The organism is Pseudomonas sp. LBUM1656 (assembly GCF_059716065.1).
Genome location: NZ_CP166800.1, coordinates 1,376,081 through 1,390,628 on the forward strand (window position 1 = coordinate 1,376,081; position 14,548 = coordinate 1,390,628).

Consider the following 14,548-nt stretch of genomic DNA (forward strand, 5'->3'; position numbering starts at 1 on the left):
AGCCAGAAGTTCTATTGATTTTTCAGAGATCAGAAGCAAAAGATCGCAGCCTCGTTTCACTCGACAGCTCCTACATTGAAACGCGTATCCATGTAGGAGCTGTCGAGTGAAACGAGGCTGCGATCTTTTGATCTTGCCTTTTGCCTTACTTGCCAGGCGTCAGGGTCAGCCGTGTCTTGCCATAAGCCTTGTCAAAGTTCTGCGGTTGCATCGGCAGGCTCATGTATTGCCCCTTCAGCCATGGATCAATGCTGTCGAGGTAATTCGGGCTCGCCGGGTTGCCGGACTGACCGGTGCCGTTCTGCCCCATCAACGGTTCCGCCTGGCCGAAATCAACGATAAAGCGCATGGCCGGTGCCAGCGTGGTGTTGAAGTCCTGGCCCCAGGTGAACGCCGCAGTGTTCAGCGTCGTGTGATCGCCTCCGGCCGCCAATGGACCGCGCACGGTCTGGCCGCTGGCATTCTTCCACTCATAGCGGTGCAGTTTGCCCCACTGCCAGGCTTTGTGATCGCCGCCCAATTGGCTGTCACCGGCGCTGATTGCCGCCGCCAGGCTGCGGGCGAGGATTGCCGGTTTGTCTTCTTTCTGCGGCGTGCGCGCGTCATCCCAGAACGGACTGTCTTCACGGCCCAGCAGGTGGTCGGCCTGCGCCGCGTAGGACAACTTGCCGTTGGCGATAAAGGCTTTCCACGCCGGGCCGCTTTCGGGGCCCAGTTCATCGAGGAAGATTTGTTTGGTGCTTTCCTGAAGGAACAGTTCGTAGATCGCCGCATCCGCGGAGGTCGGGCTGAGTTTGCCGTCAAACGCCATCAAGCGGGTAAACGCCTCGCGAGCCTTGCCGCGATCGGCCACCGGCAGTGCTTCGATGGCCTGTTTGAGCGGTTGGGCCATGCCCGGTGCTTCAAACATTTTCTTCAGTTTGGCGGCGAACTTCGTGGTCTGGTCGTATTGCATCGCGATCACGCTGCGCGTGTCCTGTTTGCCCACACCCGCCAGTTCGGCCAGGCGTTCGCCACGCTCCGGTGCCGACCAGGAATTGGACAACTGCATGCCGTAGCCATGGGGAATGACCCGCTGGTTGGCGGTGCCGAGCCAGCCTTGAGCAGGGTCCTGGTCGTACGGGTGGAGCATCGGGTCGGCGTAACCGTCCCAGTCGTAGCGACCTTCCCAGCCCGGAGACGGCAGCAGGCCTTCACCTTCGCGGCGGTTCGGGTAACGCCCGGTGACCTGCCAGCCGATATTGCTGGCGTCGGCGAACACCAGGTTCAAGGCGATGGCGCGGATTTCACGGCTGGCGTCCGAGGCTTTCTCGACGGTCTGCGCCCGTGACAGGTCGAAAAACGCGTCCAGGGTTTTATCATCGGTGAAGTTCGGCGTCTGCAAGGCCAGGCCGAAACCATTGGCCAGTGTCGTGCCTTGAGCGCTGTTGAGCAGAGGCCCGTGGCGGGTTTCGTAGACGACTTCGCGAATCGGCCGCTGGCCTTTGACGAAGTAGGTTTCGTTGCGCACGATCGCCGGCTGCCATTTGCCGCCGACTTCATAAGTAAGGCCGTTGCCCTGGCGTTTGATTTTCTCCAGGAACAGGTCCTGGTTGTCGCCCATGACCGAAGTCATGCTCCACGCCACTTTGCCGTTGAAACCGCCGAGGACCATGGGCAAACCGGCGATCGTCACGCCAGAGGCCTGGTATTTCGGTGCGCGAATCTGCACGTAGCTGAACAACGACGGCACACCCAACGGGCCATGGCTGTCGCTGGCCAGCAGGCTTTTGCCACTGCGGCTGCGTTGCGGGCCGATGGCCCAGTTGTTCGACGAGGTAGCGCCCAACAGATTCAGGTCGGACAGTTGCCCGACGGCTTTGCTGAGGTCGGCCAGGCCCAGGATGGCTCCATTGAGCTTGATGCCCTGGAGTTTTTCGGCTTCGCCCAGCGGCAGTTTTTCGTCGGGCGCGGACGGCGTCAGCCAGCCGAGTTTGTCGGTGGTGACGGTCTGGGCCAGCATCAGCGCGGAAATTTCTTCCGGCAGGTTGGCGGACTGGCTGAAGTTCAGCAGGCAGAAAATCAGCGCCGAATCTTCCGGTTTCCAGTATTCAGGCTTGTAGCCGGTGGCGGCGAGGTCGGCCGGCAGCTTGTCGCGGAAGCGGAACAGGTAGGCGTTGACGCCACGCGCATAGACTTCGAAGAAACGTTTGAGACGCGGTGAAGACGCTTTGTACAACTCGCCCGCGCTTTTCTTCAGGTTGACGGCGCGCATGTAGCGGTCGGCGTCCAGCAGGTCCGAACCGGACATCTCCGACAAACGGCCCTGGGCCAGCAGGCGCAAGGTGACCATTTGCGTGAGGCGGTCGCTGGCGTGGACGTAGCCGAGGGCGAACAGTGCGTCGTGGAAGCTGTTGCTTTCGATCAGCGGCATGCCCATGGCATTGCGGCGTACCGAAACGTTCTGCGCCAGGCCCTTGAGCGGCTGCACGCCGGTGGTTGGCGCGAGGGTGTCCTGGGTGTTCCAGGTCTGACAACCGGTCAGGCTCAAAACACCGGCCACTGCTGCGGCAACGCCGAACCGGGGAAGAAAATGTGTAAGGGCTGGCGAGGCCATGGCAAAGCTCCTGCGGGGGTAGAGGCGCAATAAAGGCGCTACGTTAGAGAGCAGGAGGAGGGCGCGCAAGCGGCGGCAGGGTTATTTCTTCACGATGATCGTTCCCACGCTCTGCGTGGGAATGCAGCCCGGGACGCTCCGCGTCCCAAAAGCGGACGCGGAGCGTCCGTTGAGGCATTCCCACGCAGAGCGTGGGAACGATCCGAGGTCAGGGTTTTGGTGGGTTGACCTTGGCCGCCAAGGCATAGGCTTTTACGGTCGCAGGACGGTTCTGGATGTGGTTGAACCAGCGCAGCACGTTGGGGAAGTCTTCCAGGTTCTGGCTCTGCCATTTGTGGGAAACGATCCACGGGTAAATCGCCATGTCGGCAATGCTGTACTCGTCACCGGCGACGAAGTCTTTATCGGCCAGCTGTTTGTCGAGCACCCCATAGAGGCGGGCCGTTTCATCGATATAGCGTTTGATCGCGTAAGGGATTTTCTCAGGCGCGAACTGGCTGAAGTGATGATTTTGCCCGGCCATCGGTCCCAGGCCGCCCATCTGCCAGAACAACCACTGCAGCGCTTGCTGACGACCGCGCAGGTCTTTGGGCAGGAACTTGCCGGTCTTCTCCGCCAGGTACAGCAAAATCGCCCCCGACTCGAACACCGACAGCGGTTCACCGCCATCGACGGGCTCGTGATCGACGATGGCCGGGATTCTGTTGTTCGGGGAGATTTTCAGGAAATGCGGTTGGAACTGCTCGTTCTGGCTGATGTTGATCGGGTGCACGTTGTACGGCAGGGCGGCTTCTTCCAGGAATATCGAGATTTTGTGGCCGTTGGGGGTGGTCCAGTAATACAGGTCGATCATGAAGTACTCCACATCAAGAGACGTCGTAGGGTCGGACAGCGACCGCGGGCATCAGGTCGTCCTGTTTGCATTCGATGGCTTGCCTGCAAGAGGAGGTGATGCTGAAGTGTGTGAAATTCAATGACCTGGTGTGAGAGAAGTCGGCATGGAGCTCAAGACCAACGCAGCACTGATCATCATCGACCAGCAAAAAGGCATCCTGCAGCCCAGACTCGGTCGCCGAAATAATCCTCAGGCCGAAGAACGAATTCTTGATTTGCTCGCGTATTGGCGTCGAACCGGGCGGCCGGTGATTCATGTGCAGCATCTTTCCCGCTCTCCGGATTCAGTGTTCTGGCCGCAGCAATCGGGTGTGGAGATTCAGGAACGTTTCCAGCCGTTGGCCGGCGAGCAGCTGATTTCCAAACAAGTGCCGGATGCGTTTTGTGCGACGGGGCTGGAGTCGAGTTTGCGCGAGGCGGGGATCGAGCAGTTGATCATCGTTGGCGTTGCGACCCACAACTCGGTGGAGTCCACCGCGCGAACCGCCGGGAATCTGGGGTTTGAGGCGTGGGTGGCGGAGGATGCGTGCTTTACGTTCGACAAGGCCGATTATTTTGGCCACGCGCATTCAGCTGAAGAAGTGCATGCAATGTCGCTGGGGAATTTACATGGGGAATATGCGACGGTGGTCAGCAGCACACAAATTTTGAAGGCTGACTGAAATCCCTGTGGGAGCGGGCTTGCTCGCGAAGGCGTCGGCACAGTCACGATCCATTTGTCAGTTACACCGCTTTCGCGAGCAAGCCCGCTCCCACATTGGAGTATGGGTGGTCACCTATTTTGTGTCCGCCACATAACCCTGTAGGAGCGAGTTTGCTCGCGATAGCGATTCAACCGGCGAAGAAGAGCTTCGCCCGAAGCATCAAGCGCCGTGGCACTTCTTGAATTTCTTGCCGTTGCCACATGGGCAAGGGTCGTTGCGGCCGACGTCTTTCAGGGCATTGCGCACCGGTTCCTGGTGGGCGTGGCCGCAGTTCGGGCCGTGGACATGGCCATGGTCGTGATCATGGTGGTCGTGATGGTCATGATCGTGGTTGCAGTCAGGGCCATGGACATGGGGTTGCTGGGTCATCGGTTTTGCTCCGGAATTAAATCGGCGGGGATTATCACGCCATTGCGCGCCAGGTGCACGTAGTGCGCGATGAATAAACCGGTTTCCATTTCACCTTCCAGCCGATAGGGGATGGGCTGATCGGGTTTTTTCAGCATTTTCACCACGTCCCGCACCTTGGGCCACAGGTTGGTGCGGATCGGCACCTTGAAATAGGCGCTGCGCTTGGGGCCGACGGTGAACCAGTGTTCATGCTCGCCTTCGGCCAGCAGCATGTCGCCCAGGTGAATGCGGTATTCGAGGCCGCGCACGGTCAGGTCGCTGTCGTTGGGGTTGTCGACGCGAAAGTGCAGGATGAATTTCTGCTCCATCAATTTCGCCCGGACCACTTCGACCTTCACCAGATGCACCTGCGGATCGGGCAGATCGTCACCGAACCAGGACGCGCAGCCGCCGAGCCCGAGAAACAGGAGCAAGGTAAGCATCTGTAACACGCGCCGCTGGGTGGTCATGGTGACGTCTCCTTGTAGCAGCTGGCGAAGCCTGCGTCCGGCTGCGAAGCAGTCGTGAAATCAGGCAACGCTGTGTTTCAGGCGGACCGAGTCAGCAGGACTTGCGTCTGCTGTGCAGCCGAACGCAGGCTCCGCCAGCTGCTACAGGGTTCACCTCAACTGCCGAAATACCCCGCACAACACTTCTTGAATTTCTGCCCGCTGGCGCACGGACAGGCATCATTACGACCGGCCTTGAGTTGCACAGTGGGGTCGATGAAGTACCAGCGTCCGGCGTTCTGCACGAACGAGGAGCGCTCGCGGTGACTGTGTTCACCGCCACCGTCATGCCAGCGCGCGGTGAAGGTAACGAACGCGTGTTCCGGTTGACCGCCCAATACCTCGGAGCTTTCCACTTCAAGGCCCAGCCAGGTGCTTTGCGCGCTCCAGTCGCTGATGGACTGACGATCCAGGCCGGTCTGTTGTGCGGGCAGGGTGGTGCTCACCAGGTAGTCGATCAGCCCCAACACATAGGCGCTGTAGCGAGAGCGCATCAACGCTTCAGCACACGGCGCCGGATGTCCTGCATGGTAATGGCCGCAGCAGGCATCGAGCAGGGTGCCGCTGCCGCAAGGGCAAATGGATGTACTCATTGCGTTACCACCAATATTTCCCGAAGTTTTCCGGATTGGCCCAGAACCGCGAGTTGAGCCAGTCGGGCACCTGTTTATAGTCAAGCAGATCGTAGGTGAACAGCGTCAGCACTTGCTCATCGCGCTGGAAGCGTTCACTGGCTTGCAAGGCCAGGGAAAAGAAATCCGTCTCCTGCCAGCCGCTGGCCGGCAGATCCGCCAGCACCGCAATGCGACTGGCGTTCAGATTACGAATCCCGCCTAACAGATTCAGACCGTCGCGCTTTGGCAGGTGTTCAAGGCAATCGACCACCAGCGCCAGGTCAAAACGGCGCGCCGCCAGTTCGGCCGGCAGTGGCCCGGGAGCAGCAAAGGCCACACAGCAATCCGGGTGCGCGAGCTTGAAAGCCTCAAGCGCGGGAAACGCGCTGGCGCCGATCAACAACAGACGCGCGGGGGCGTATCGATCCAGCAAAGCGGCCAACGCCTGCTGGGGCGTGCGCGAAGAAATACCTGCAATCATCAGAGATCCTCAATCAGAGCACCAAGACTAGCCTGCTCAAACGTCCGGGCCTAGAGCGGGTTTGCGTCAAAATCGGCGAACTGCCGTGAATGCAGGGCAAAACAGCGGTGGCCTATTGCTGGCGGAGATTAAAACTCGGGTCTTTACTCCCTGAATCGGTTTTAAGCCGATCCCTCAGGAGAAAACTAGATGAGCATAGTTCGGACAGCATTACCCTTGGTTCTGCTAACCAGTGTGTTGACTGGTTGCGCAGGTTTGCAGAAAACCGACTGGCCGACCTGTGCGGGGGTCGGCGGTGTCATCGGTGCGGGGCTCGGTGCAACCGAGAGCTCGGCATGGGCGGGGTATGGCGCGCTGGCCGTCGGCAGTTTGGCGGCGGCGTATTGCTGGGTGCATGGCGATGGCGACGAAGACGGCGATGGTGTGCCGGATAGCCGCGACAAGTGCCCGGGGACGCCTAGAGGCGTGAAAGTCGATGCCGATGGCTGCCCTCCACCGGTGCCTGCGCCAGTGGTCGAAGAAGCCGTGGTGGTCAAGGAAGAAGTCATTGTCATCCGCGATGTTCACTTCCAGTTCGACAAAGCCACACTCACACCTTCCGACAAAGATGTACTCAACACTATTGCCACTCGCCTGAAACAGGAATCCAGCACCGCCCAATTGACCGTGACCGGTCACACCGACAGCGTTGGCAGCGATGCCTACAACCAGAAACTGTCGGATCGCCGAGCGCACTCGGTGGTGGAATACCTGATTTCCCAAGGCGTGCCACGCAGCAGCTTCGTGTCTGTGGCCGGTGCCGGTGAAAGCCAGCCGGTTGCCGATAACAAAACTGCGGACGGCCGTGCACTGAACCGCCGCACGGAAATCAAAATCAACCGTTAAGCCCCATCCGCTCCGCGGCTTGTGCAGTCGCGGATGCGGGTCTTTACTCCTGTGTAACCGGTATGGGCCGGTAACACAGGAGCTTTCCATATGAGCGTTCTCACACGGACCGTCTTGCCGGTTCTGCTAATAGGCAGCCTGTTGACCGGTTGCGCAACTCACAGCGATGGCACCGCCCCCCTCAATCAACGTACCTGGCCGATCTGCAGCGTCATCGGCGGACTGGTCGGCGGAGGCTTGGGCGCGATTGAAAGTGCCGGCTGGGCAGGCGGTGGAGCAGCGCTCGGGATCTTGACCGGTGGCCTGATCTGTTACGCCCAGGATGGCGATGAGGACGACGATGGTGTCTTCGATCGACGTGATCGCTGCCCCGATACGCCCGCCAATACCCCTGTCGAACATCATGGTTGTCCGCTGCCGCAGTATCCGGCCAGCGTGAAACCTGCCGAAGTTGTGCAACCCGAAGTCATTACCCTGCCCGGCGACGTGCTGTTTGCCTTCAACAAGTCTGAACTGACTCCCTCCGCGCAGAGTCAGCTGGATGCGCTGATGAGCAAACTGCAAAACGCCGATGTCGTGAGCATCAAGGTGATCGGCCATACCGACAGTGTGGGGTCGGATGAATACAACCAGGCACTCTCGGAGCGCCGCGCCAGCAGCGTGGCGGCCTATCTGTTGAGCCAGGGCCTGGCGCCAAACAAACTCACCAGCGAAGGCAAGGGTGAAACCCAGCCGGTGGCCGATAACGAAACGGATGAAGGACGCGCGAAGAACCGTCGGGTGGAATTGCACATTAATCGCTAACCCCCGAAATAGAGCCGTCGGGCGACATGTATAGTTGATCCGACGGCCATTCGGCGGCCTTCATGAAGAATTTTCTGTTGCCCTCTGGCTTATCCCTCGCGGAAGCCGTTACTGTGCGCGCAAAGAATAATTCTCAACGGGGGGCGTATGAAGGTGATCTGGGGGCTGGGGAAGTTATTGACCCTGCTGTTCTGGCTGGTGGTGCTGGTCAATCTGCTGATGCCGTTCGTCAATCCGCTGCACCAGTTGGTCGACCTGGCCGGCGGTGTGTTGGCGTCCCTTCATCTGCTTGAGGCGGTGTTCTGTTTCCGCAGCCTCAGGGGGCGTGCCCACCCTTGGCGTGATCGCTTGAAGATCCTGTTCTTCGGCGTCTTTCACTTGCAAACCCTCCCGGCTCCGACCGCATCGAAGGCTTCCCATGCGTAAACTCTGTCTGCTCGCCACACTCATCAGCCCTTTGGCCTGCGCTCAGGTGGTCAGTGTCGAAACCAATTCGTTGATGCGCCTGCCCAACACCGCCAGCACCTTGCAGCTTGAACGCCTGGAAGTCGCCGATTACGGGACTTTGTTGATTCCTTCGAACGTGACCGAAGTGACCGTGGGCGAATTGCACCTGGGGCGTGAAGCGCGGATCGCCATCGTGCCGAGTGAGCAGGCGCTGGAATTGAAAGTCAGCCGTGCCGAGTTGTCCGAAGGCAGCCAGATCACGGCGCGCGGAGCGCCGGGGACTTACCTCAAGGCGGCCCGTTCGGGACGCAACCTGAATTTGCAGATCAAGGCGCTGAATGCACCGCAGTTGTCGCTGGACGCTCGCGGTGGCGCGGGCGCGCCAGGTTTTGTTGGCCTTGATGGGGCCAACGGTCAGGCACCGGGTTGCACCTGGGGCCAGGCGGGTCGCGGTGCCGATGGTAGCAACGGCAGTGATGGTCAGCCGGGGGCGCCGGGAGGGCTGGTCAGGCTGGAAGTGCCGCGTGATTACCCCGTTGAACAGATCAAGGTTCAGGTGGCAGGCGGTGCCGGTGGCGTTGCGGGGACTGGCGGTAAACCGGGTGCCGGCGGCAAGGCCAAGGGTTGCCTGGTGTACGAAGCTGATGGCGGCAAAAGCGGTCGTCCAGGCGTTGACGGACAGCCGGGGCCAGCGGGTGCTGCGGGTTCGGTGACTGTGCAGCGGTTGTAAGAGTTGTCCGATAGTTCCCACGCTCTGCGTGGGAATTCAGCCCGTGACGCTCCGCGTCACTGGACGCGGAGCGTCCCTTGAGGCATTCCCACGCAGAGCGTGGGAACGATCACGGTCTGGCCGCAGCAATCGCCACCAGCACCAACCCGACAATCAGATTGATCCCCACCAACTTGCGAATCTTCCCCAGCGTCGCAGCCCCGGTCGGCCAATCCTGCGCCGTCACCGCCGTGCGCAACTCCGGCAACAGCAACGCCTGGATCCGGATAAACAGCGCGGTCATCACCACATACAACCCCATCATCACCTGCACATACCGTGGCGCGGCCTCAAACCCGGCGTACTGCAGATGAATCATCCCCACCCCGCTGATCGGCAACAGCACCACCGCCACCCAGACCCAGCGGAAAAAACCCTGAAACACTTCCACCCACAGCTTCAACCGCGCGGGACCTTCCAGAGCCTTCATCGCCGCGGGCCGCAAGACCATCCAGGCGAAAAACATGCCGCCGACCCACACCAGGGCGGACAGGACATGCAGGGTGTAAACGATGCCAAAAGGTGTCATTGAGGTACTCCGTTCTGCGCGGGATTAATTAGCGCGGTATGATAGCCGCCGATCCGAACCACTGAAAATTTATCCAGCGTTTTTTGCGCCCGACAATCCATGATCAGCACCGAACTCAAAACCACGATCCAGGGCGCCTACTCGCGTTTTCTAGAGGCCAAGAGCCTGAAACCGCGCTACGGCCAACGCCTGATGATCGCCGAAATCGCCAAAGTCCTCGGTGACATCGACACCGACGACGAAGGCCGGCGCAGTGGCGACCCCGCGATAGTCGCGGTGGAAGCCGGCACCGGTACCGGTAAAACCGTGGCCTACAGCCTGGCGGCGATCCCCACCGCCAAGGCGGCGGGCAAACGCCTGGTGATTGCCACGGCCACCGTGGCCCTGCAAGAGCAGATCGTCTACAAGGATTTGCCCGACCTGATGCGCAATAGCGGGCTGAATTTCAGCTTCGCCCTGGCCAAGGGCCGCGGGCGCTACATGTGCCTGTCCAAGCTCGACATGTTGCTGCAGGAAGGTCACGCGCAAACCGCCACGGCGCAGCTGTTCGAAGAAGAAGGTTTCAAGATCGAGGTCGATGAGGCCAGTCAGAAGCTGTTCACCAGCATGATCGAGAAGCTCGCCGGCAATAAATGGGACGGCGACCGCGACAGTTGGTCCACCGCCCTGGAAGACGCCGACTGGGCGCGCCTGACCACCGATCACAGCCAGTGCACCAACCGTCATTGCCCGAACTTCGGCCAGTGCGCCTTCTACAAGGCCCGCGAAGGCATGGGCAAGGTTGACGTGATCGTCACCAACCACGACATGGTCCTGGCCGATCTGGCCCTGGGCGGCGGCGCCGTGCTGCCGGACCCGCGCGACACTATCTATGTGTTCGACGAAGGTCACCACCTGCCGGACAAGGCCATCGGCCACTTCGCTCACTACACGCGCCTGCGTTCCACCGCCGACTGGCTGGAAACCACCGCCAAGAACCTCACCAAATTGCTCGCCCAGCACCCGCTGCCGGGTGATCTGGGCAAGTTGATCGAACAGGTGCCGGAGCTGGCGCGGGAAATCAAAACCCAGCAACAGTTCATGTTCTCTGCCTGCGAACAGGTCGCCGATTTCAAACCCGGCGAAGACGTCGAGGGTCGTGAACGGCCGCGTCATCGCTTCGTCGGCGGTGTGATTCCCGAGCACATGCGCGAAATGGGCGTCGAGTTGAAGAAAGGCTTTGCCCGTCTCACCGACCTGTTTACCCGGCTCACCGAACTGCTCAAGGAAGGCATGGACGGCGAGGTCAACATCGGCATCGCCAGCAACCAGGCCGAAGAGTGGTATCCGTTGTTCGGCAGCCTGTTGTCGCGTTCTTCTGGCAACTGGGAATTGTGGGTCGCGTTCACCGCTGAAGACCCGGAAGACAACCCACCCATGGCCCGTTGGCTGACCCTGGCCGAAAGTGGTTCGCTGTTCGACATTGAGGTCAACGCCAGCCCGATCCTCGCGGCGGAAATGCTCCGGCGCAATCTGTGGAACGTGGCCTACGGCGCCTTGGTAACCTCGGCGACCCTTACCGCGCTCGGTACGTTCGACCGCTTTCGGATGCGCGCCGGCCTGCCGAAAAAAGCCGTGACCGCCGTGGTCCCGAGTCCGTTCCATCACGCCGATGCCGGAGTGCTGCGGGTGCCGGACCTGAAAGCCGACCCGCGTGATGCACCGGCACACACCGCGGCGATCATTCGTGACCTGCCGCAACTGGTGGAAGGTTCCCGCGGCACCCTGGTGCTGTTCTCCTCGCGCAAACAGATGCAGGACGTGTTCGACGGCCTGGACCGCGACTGGCGCAAGCAAGTGTTCATTCAAGGCAACCTGTCGAAACAGGAGACCCTGAACAAGCACAAGGCGCGAGTTGATGGCGGCGATTCCAGTGTGCTGTTCGGCCTGGCGAGTTTCGCCGAAGGGGTCGACTTGCCCGGCGCGTATTGCGAACACGTGGTGATTGCGAAGATTCCGTTCTCGGTGCCCGACGACCCGGTCGAAGCAGCGCTGGCGGAATGGATCGAAGCCCGTGGCGGCAATCCGTTCATGGAAATCTCCGTGCCGGACGCTTCGCTGAAACTGGTCCAGGCCTGCGGTCGCTTGCTGCGCACCGAAGAAGATCGCGGCACCATCACCCTGCTGGATCGGCGCCTGGTCACCCAGCGTTACGGCAAAGCGATCCTCAACGCACTGCCGCCATTCCGTCGCGAAATTTCCTGAAACACCGGTGGGCTTTTTAGCCCGCCGCGTTGTCTATCGTTCAGCCGCCGCTTTTCCATTGGCCCATTTGGTCGTTAGGGAGAACCACGTTCCTATGATTCGCCGTTCGTTGCCCGCTGTATTCGCCTTGATCTTCTCAGCCCCTTTGCTGGCAGCCCCTGCCGGCCAACAGACGCTGTTCAACTTTGTGCGCCCTGCCGATGTGGTCCAGGTGGCGACTCAGGATGCCAGCCTGCCGCAATCCAATGCGGAGCAAACGGCCGAAGGCGAAGTGCTGCGTCGGGTGACGTTCAACCCGGTGGCGCAACCGACCCTGCGTCTGAGCCCGCAAACCGGGGCCTGGGACTGGTCGCAGTCAGGCGTGATGAGCTTGCGCATCCAGAGCGCGATGGACTGGGCCGTGACCCTGTACGTGAAAATCCAGAGCAACGATGGCAAGACCCTGATCAGTCGGGTCGATTTGCCGGCCGGACCGGCGCAGACCCTGCTGGTACCACTGCAACCGAGTTCGCCGCTGAGCCAGGGCATGAAGGCCGGGCCGCCGATGCCAATGACGTTTGACGGTCAGCGAGTATTGCTGGCCAGCAGCGCCGGTGAGCTGGACCGCAGCCAGGTGGTGTCGGTGACGCTGTCGATGGACCAGCCGAAAGTGGCCCAAAGCATCTTGCTTGAGCGCTTCGGCGTGCAGGACGGTGACGCGGTGACCAAGGCGGCTTATGGCGGCCTGGTGGATGCTTACGGTCAATCGACCCGGACCAAATGGCCGGAAAAGGTGAGTAGCGAAGAGCAACTCAAAAGCGCCGCCGCCAAGGACCAGCAACAAACCAAAACCTGGCTCGCCGAGCGCGAGAAGTCGTCCCTGGACAAGTTTGGCGGCTGGAACAAAGGACCGACATTCAAGGCCAGCGGCTTTTTCCGCACTGAAAAGCGTGACGGCCGCTGGTACCTGGTGACCCCGGAAGGGCATCCGTTCTACTCGCTGGGGGTCAACACCGTCTCCCCGGACGTCAATCAGACCTACGTCGCCGGCCGCGAGTGGATGTTTGAATCCCTGCCAAAACCGGAAGAACCGCTGGCCAGTCATTATGGCGAAGGCGACAACCGTGGCGGCAACGGCGCCGATCAGGGCCGTGGCTATAACGCCGGGCGCTGGTACGACTTCTATGGCGCTAACTTGCAGCGCCTGTATGGCACGCCATGCGTGCTGGGCAGCGACACCAAGGCAGGCGTCGCCGAAGCGGCCAAGGCTGACGCGGTCGAGGCCACGGCCGATAAGGCCGCCGAGCCACCTGTCGCGCCTACGACTGCCGAATCCGGTGTCGCCGAAGCCGCCAAGACTGGCGCCGAGGAAGCGACCGTCGCGAAAGCCGCGGAGCAGGCCCCTGCCGAACCCTGCAAAGCGGTGGTGGATGAAAAACGCTGGACCAGCCACACCCTGGATCGCTTGCAAGCCTGGGGTTTCAACACCGTCGGCAACTGGAGCGCCCCTGCGCTGGCCAATGCTGACCGTGTGCCGTACACCTTGCCGCTGTCGATCGTCGGCGATTATGCCAGCATCAGTACCGGCACTGATTGGTGGGGCGGCATGCCCGACCCGTTTGACCCGCGTTTTGCCATGGCAACCGAACGCGCCGTGGCCATCGCCGCCCGCGATCATCGCGATGATCCCTGGCTGATCGGTTACTTCGCCGACAACGAACTGGCCTGGGCCGGTCCCGGCGACGATCCGAAAGCCCGTTACGCGTTGGCCTATGGCACCTTGAAAATGACCACCGACGTGCCGGCCAAACGCGCGTTCCTCAAGCAATTGCGCGACAAGTACCGCAACCAGGCCGGCCTGTCCAAGGCGTGGGGCATCGACTTGCCGGCCTGGGAATTGATGGAAGACCCAGGCTTCGTGCCGCCGCTGCCGAGCGCCGAACACCCGGAAATCGAGGCCGACTTCAAATACTTCCAGAAGGTCTTCGCCGATACCTACTTCAAGACCCTCTCCGATTCGCTCAAGTGGCATGCGCCGAACCAGCTGTTGCTGGGCGGTCGCTTCGCCCTTAGCACCCCGGAAGCCGTTGAGTCCTGCGCGCAGTATTGCGACGTGGTGAGCTTCAACCTGTACACCCTGAAGCCGCAGGACGGCTATGACTTCGCCAAATTGCGCAGCCTGGACAAACCGGTGCTGATCACCGAGTTCAACTTCGGCTCGGCGGATCGCGGCCCGTTCTGGGGCGGTGTGACGCCATTGGCCAAGGAAGAGGACCGTGGCCCGGCGTATGCCAACTTCCTCAAACAAGCGCTTAGCGAACCGTCGATTGTCGGTGTGCACTGGTTCCAGTACCTCGACCAACCGGTGACCGGCCGTCTGCTGGATGGCGAGAACGGTCACTTTGGCCTGGTGGGCATTACCGATCTGCCATTCCAGGGCTTCGTCGATAGCGTGCGCAAGAGCAACCTGGCGACCGTCGATCAGTTGGGTAAAGAGGCCGAGAAGGCCAGGGCTGAAGCGGATAAAGCCAGCCATGAAGGCGAGGGCGGAAGAAAAGCTGATGCCGGCAAAAGTGCAGGGCAGGATGCTGGCCATGCGGGCGGGCATTCTGCCAATGGCCACTGAGTTCTGTCAGACCGCGTTATCGTTCTTCGCGGGCAAGCCCGCTCCCACAGGATCGCGGTGATCCATTGTGGGAGCGG

14 protein-coding genes are annotated in these 14,548 nt (G+C 60.9%); 7 read left to right on the plus strand and 7 right to left on the minus strand.

Annotated elements, in window-relative coordinates; all coding sequences use genetic code 11:
* Positions 1 to 145 precede the first annotated feature (145 nt).
* Both ACA072_RS06065 and ACA072_RS06070 read right to left on the minus strand, forming a co-directional pair.
* Positions 146 to 2,596, minus strand: a complete 2,451-nt coding sequence (locus ACA072_RS06065; RefSeq protein ID WP_497623607.1) for a penicillin acylase family protein — start codon at positions 2,594 to 2,596, stop codon at positions 146 to 148.
* Between the two features lie 208 nt (positions 2,597 to 2,804).
* Positions 2,805 to 3,449, minus strand: a complete 645-nt coding sequence (locus ACA072_RS06070; protein ID WP_497623608.1) for a glutathione binding-like protein — start codon at positions 3,447 to 3,449, stop codon at positions 2,805 to 2,807.
* Positions 3,450 to 3,594: 145 nt separating this feature from the next.
* On the opposite strand from ACA072_RS06070, the gene ACA072_RS06075 reads away from it, so the two are divergent.
* A complete protein-coding gene (locus ACA072_RS06075; protein WP_497623609.1) occupies positions 3,595 to 4,152 on the plus strand; it encodes a cysteine hydrolase family protein in 558 nt (185 codons plus the stop codon).
* Positions 4,153 to 4,353: 201 nt separating this feature from the next.
* Here the strand turns inward: ACA072_RS06075 and ACA072_RS06080 are convergent, their stop codons facing one another.
* From ACA072_RS06080 to ACA072_RS06095, 4 genes are all read right to left on the minus strand, one after another.
* Positions 4,354 to 4,563 (minus strand): SEC-C metal-binding domain-containing protein, encoded by a 210-nt coding sequence (locus tag ACA072_RS06080; RefSeq protein ID WP_007906737.1) that lies wholly within the window; start codon positions 4,561 to 4,563, stop codon positions 4,354 to 4,356.
* Positions 4,560 to 5,054 (minus strand): LEA/WHy family protein, encoded by a 495-nt coding sequence (locus ACA072_RS06085; RefSeq protein ID WP_497623610.1) that lies wholly within the window; start codon positions 5,052 to 5,054, stop codon positions 4,560 to 4,562. The genes ACA072_RS06080 and ACA072_RS06085 overlap by 4 nt, the downstream gene beginning before the upstream one ends.
* A 155-nt stretch (positions 5,055 to 5,209) precedes the next feature.
* Complete coding sequence (locus tag ACA072_RS06090; protein WP_497623611.1) at positions 5,210 to 5,686, minus strand: YchJ family protein; 477 nt, start codon at positions 5,684 to 5,686, stop codon at positions 5,210 to 5,212.
* 4 nt (positions 5,687 to 5,690) lie between these two features.
* Entirely contained in the window at positions 5,691 to 6,188 is a 498-nt protein-coding gene (locus ACA072_RS06095; protein WP_497623612.1) for a DUF6231 family protein, read from the minus strand.
* 189 nt (positions 6,189 to 6,377) lie between these two features.
* Here ACA072_RS06095 and ACA072_RS06100 point away from each other — a divergent pair, with 189 nt between their 5' ends.
* The 4 genes from ACA072_RS06100 (at position 6,378) to ACA072_RS06115 (ending at position 9,054) form a co-directional block, all read left to right on the plus strand.
* Positions 6,378 to 7,073 carry a PA1041 family peptidoglycan-binding anchor lipoprotein gene (locus tag ACA072_RS06100; RefSeq protein ID WP_497623613.1) on the plus strand — a complete coding sequence of 232 codons (696 nt, stop codon included), beginning with the start codon at positions 6,378 to 6,380 and terminating at the stop codon, positions 7,071 to 7,073.
* 90 nt (positions 7,074 to 7,163) lie between these two features.
* On the plus strand, positions 7,164 to 7,877 hold the full coding sequence (locus tag ACA072_RS06105; RefSeq protein ID WP_497623614.1) for a PA1041 family peptidoglycan-binding anchor lipoprotein: 714 nt from the start codon (positions 7,164 to 7,166) through the stop codon (positions 7,875 to 7,877).
* Positions 7,878 to 8,024: 147 nt separating this feature from the next.
* Positions 8,025 to 8,303, plus strand: a complete 279-nt coding sequence (locus ACA072_RS06110) for a DUF1145 domain-containing protein (protein ID WP_131059259.1) — start codon at positions 8,025 to 8,027, stop codon at positions 8,301 to 8,303.
* The gene (locus ACA072_RS06115) at positions 8,296 to 9,054 is read left to right on the plus strand and encodes a collagen-like protein (protein ID WP_497623615.1); all 759 of its coding nucleotides are present in this window, start codon (positions 8,296 to 8,298) and stop codon (positions 9,052 to 9,054) included. Before ACA072_RS06110 ends, ACA072_RS06115 begins: the two co-directional genes overlap by 8 nt.
* Positions 9,055 to 9,163: 109 nt before the next feature.
* Here the strand turns inward: ACA072_RS06115 and ACA072_RS06120 are convergent, their stop codons facing one another.
* Positions 9,164 to 9,622, minus strand: a complete 459-nt coding sequence (locus ACA072_RS06120; protein ID WP_131059261.1) for a CopD family protein — start codon at positions 9,620 to 9,622, stop codon at positions 9,164 to 9,166.
* A gap of 99 nt (positions 9,623 to 9,721) precedes the next feature.
* Between ACA072_RS06120 and dinG the strand changes: the two genes are divergently transcribed.
* Positions 9,722 to 11,866 carry an ATP-dependent DNA helicase DinG gene (gene dinG, locus ACA072_RS06125; protein WP_017336806.1) on the plus strand — a complete coding sequence of 715 codons (2,145 nt, stop codon included), beginning with the start codon at positions 9,722 to 9,724 and terminating at the stop codon, positions 11,864 to 11,866.
* A gap of 94 nt (positions 11,867 to 11,960) precedes the next feature.
* Positions 11,961 to 14,471: a beta-galactosidase gene (locus ACA072_RS06130; RefSeq protein ID WP_497623616.1), complete on the plus strand. Its 2,511-nt coding sequence runs from the start codon at positions 11,961 to 11,963 to the stop codon at positions 14,469 to 14,471.
* Positions 14,472 to 14,548 lie beyond the last annotated feature (77 nt).

Coding starts and splice junctions, on each gene's coding strand:
- ACA072_RS06115 (WP_497623615.1), top strand. CDS start 8,296: ATGCGTAAACTCTGTCTGCTCGCCACACTCATCAGCCCTTTGGCCTGC.
- ACA072_RS06090 (WP_497623611.1), bottom strand. CDS start 5,686: ATGAGTACATCCATTTGCCCTTGCGGCAGCGGCACCCTGCTCGATGCC.
- ACA072_RS06130 (WP_497623616.1), top strand. CDS start 11,961: ATGATTCGCCGTTCGTTGCCCGCTGTATTCGCCTTGATCTTCTCAGCC.
- ACA072_RS06075 (WP_497623609.1), top strand. CDS start 3,595: ATGGAGCTCAAGACCAACGCAGCACTGATCATCATCGACCAGCAAAAA.
- ACA072_RS06110 (WP_131059259.1), top strand. CDS start 8,025: ATGAAGGTGATCTGGGGGCTGGGGAAGTTATTGACCCTGCTGTTCTGG.
- ACA072_RS06120 (WP_131059261.1), bottom strand. CDS start 9,622: ATGACACCTTTTGGCATCGTTTACACCCTGCATGTCCTGTCCGCCCTG.
- ACA072_RS06100 (WP_497623613.1), top strand. CDS start 6,378: ATGAGCATAGTTCGGACAGCATTACCCTTGGTTCTGCTAACCAGTGTG.
- ACA072_RS06095 (WP_497623612.1), bottom strand. CDS start 6,188: ATGATTGCAGGTATTTCTTCGCGCACGCCCCAGCAGGCGTTGGCCGCT.
- ACA072_RS06070 (WP_497623608.1), bottom strand. CDS start 3,449: ATGATCGACCTGTATTACTGGACCACCCCCAACGGCCACAAAATCTCG.
- ACA072_RS06105 (WP_497623614.1), top strand. CDS start 7,164: ATGAGCGTTCTCACACGGACCGTCTTGCCGGTTCTGCTAATAGGCAGC.
- ACA072_RS06080 (WP_007906737.1), bottom strand. CDS start 4,563: ATGACCCAGCAACCCCATGTCCATGGCCCTGACTGCAACCACGATCAT.
- ACA072_RS06065 (WP_497623607.1), bottom strand. CDS start 2,596: ATGGCCTCGCCAGCCCTTACACATTTTCTTCCCCGGTTCGGCGTTGCC.
- dinG (WP_017336806.1), top strand. CDS start 9,722: ATGATCAGCACCGAACTCAAAACCACGATCCAGGGCGCCTACTCGCGT.
- ACA072_RS06085 (WP_497623610.1), bottom strand. CDS start 5,054: ATGACCACCCAGCGGCGCGTGTTACAGATGCTTACCTTGCTCCTGTTT.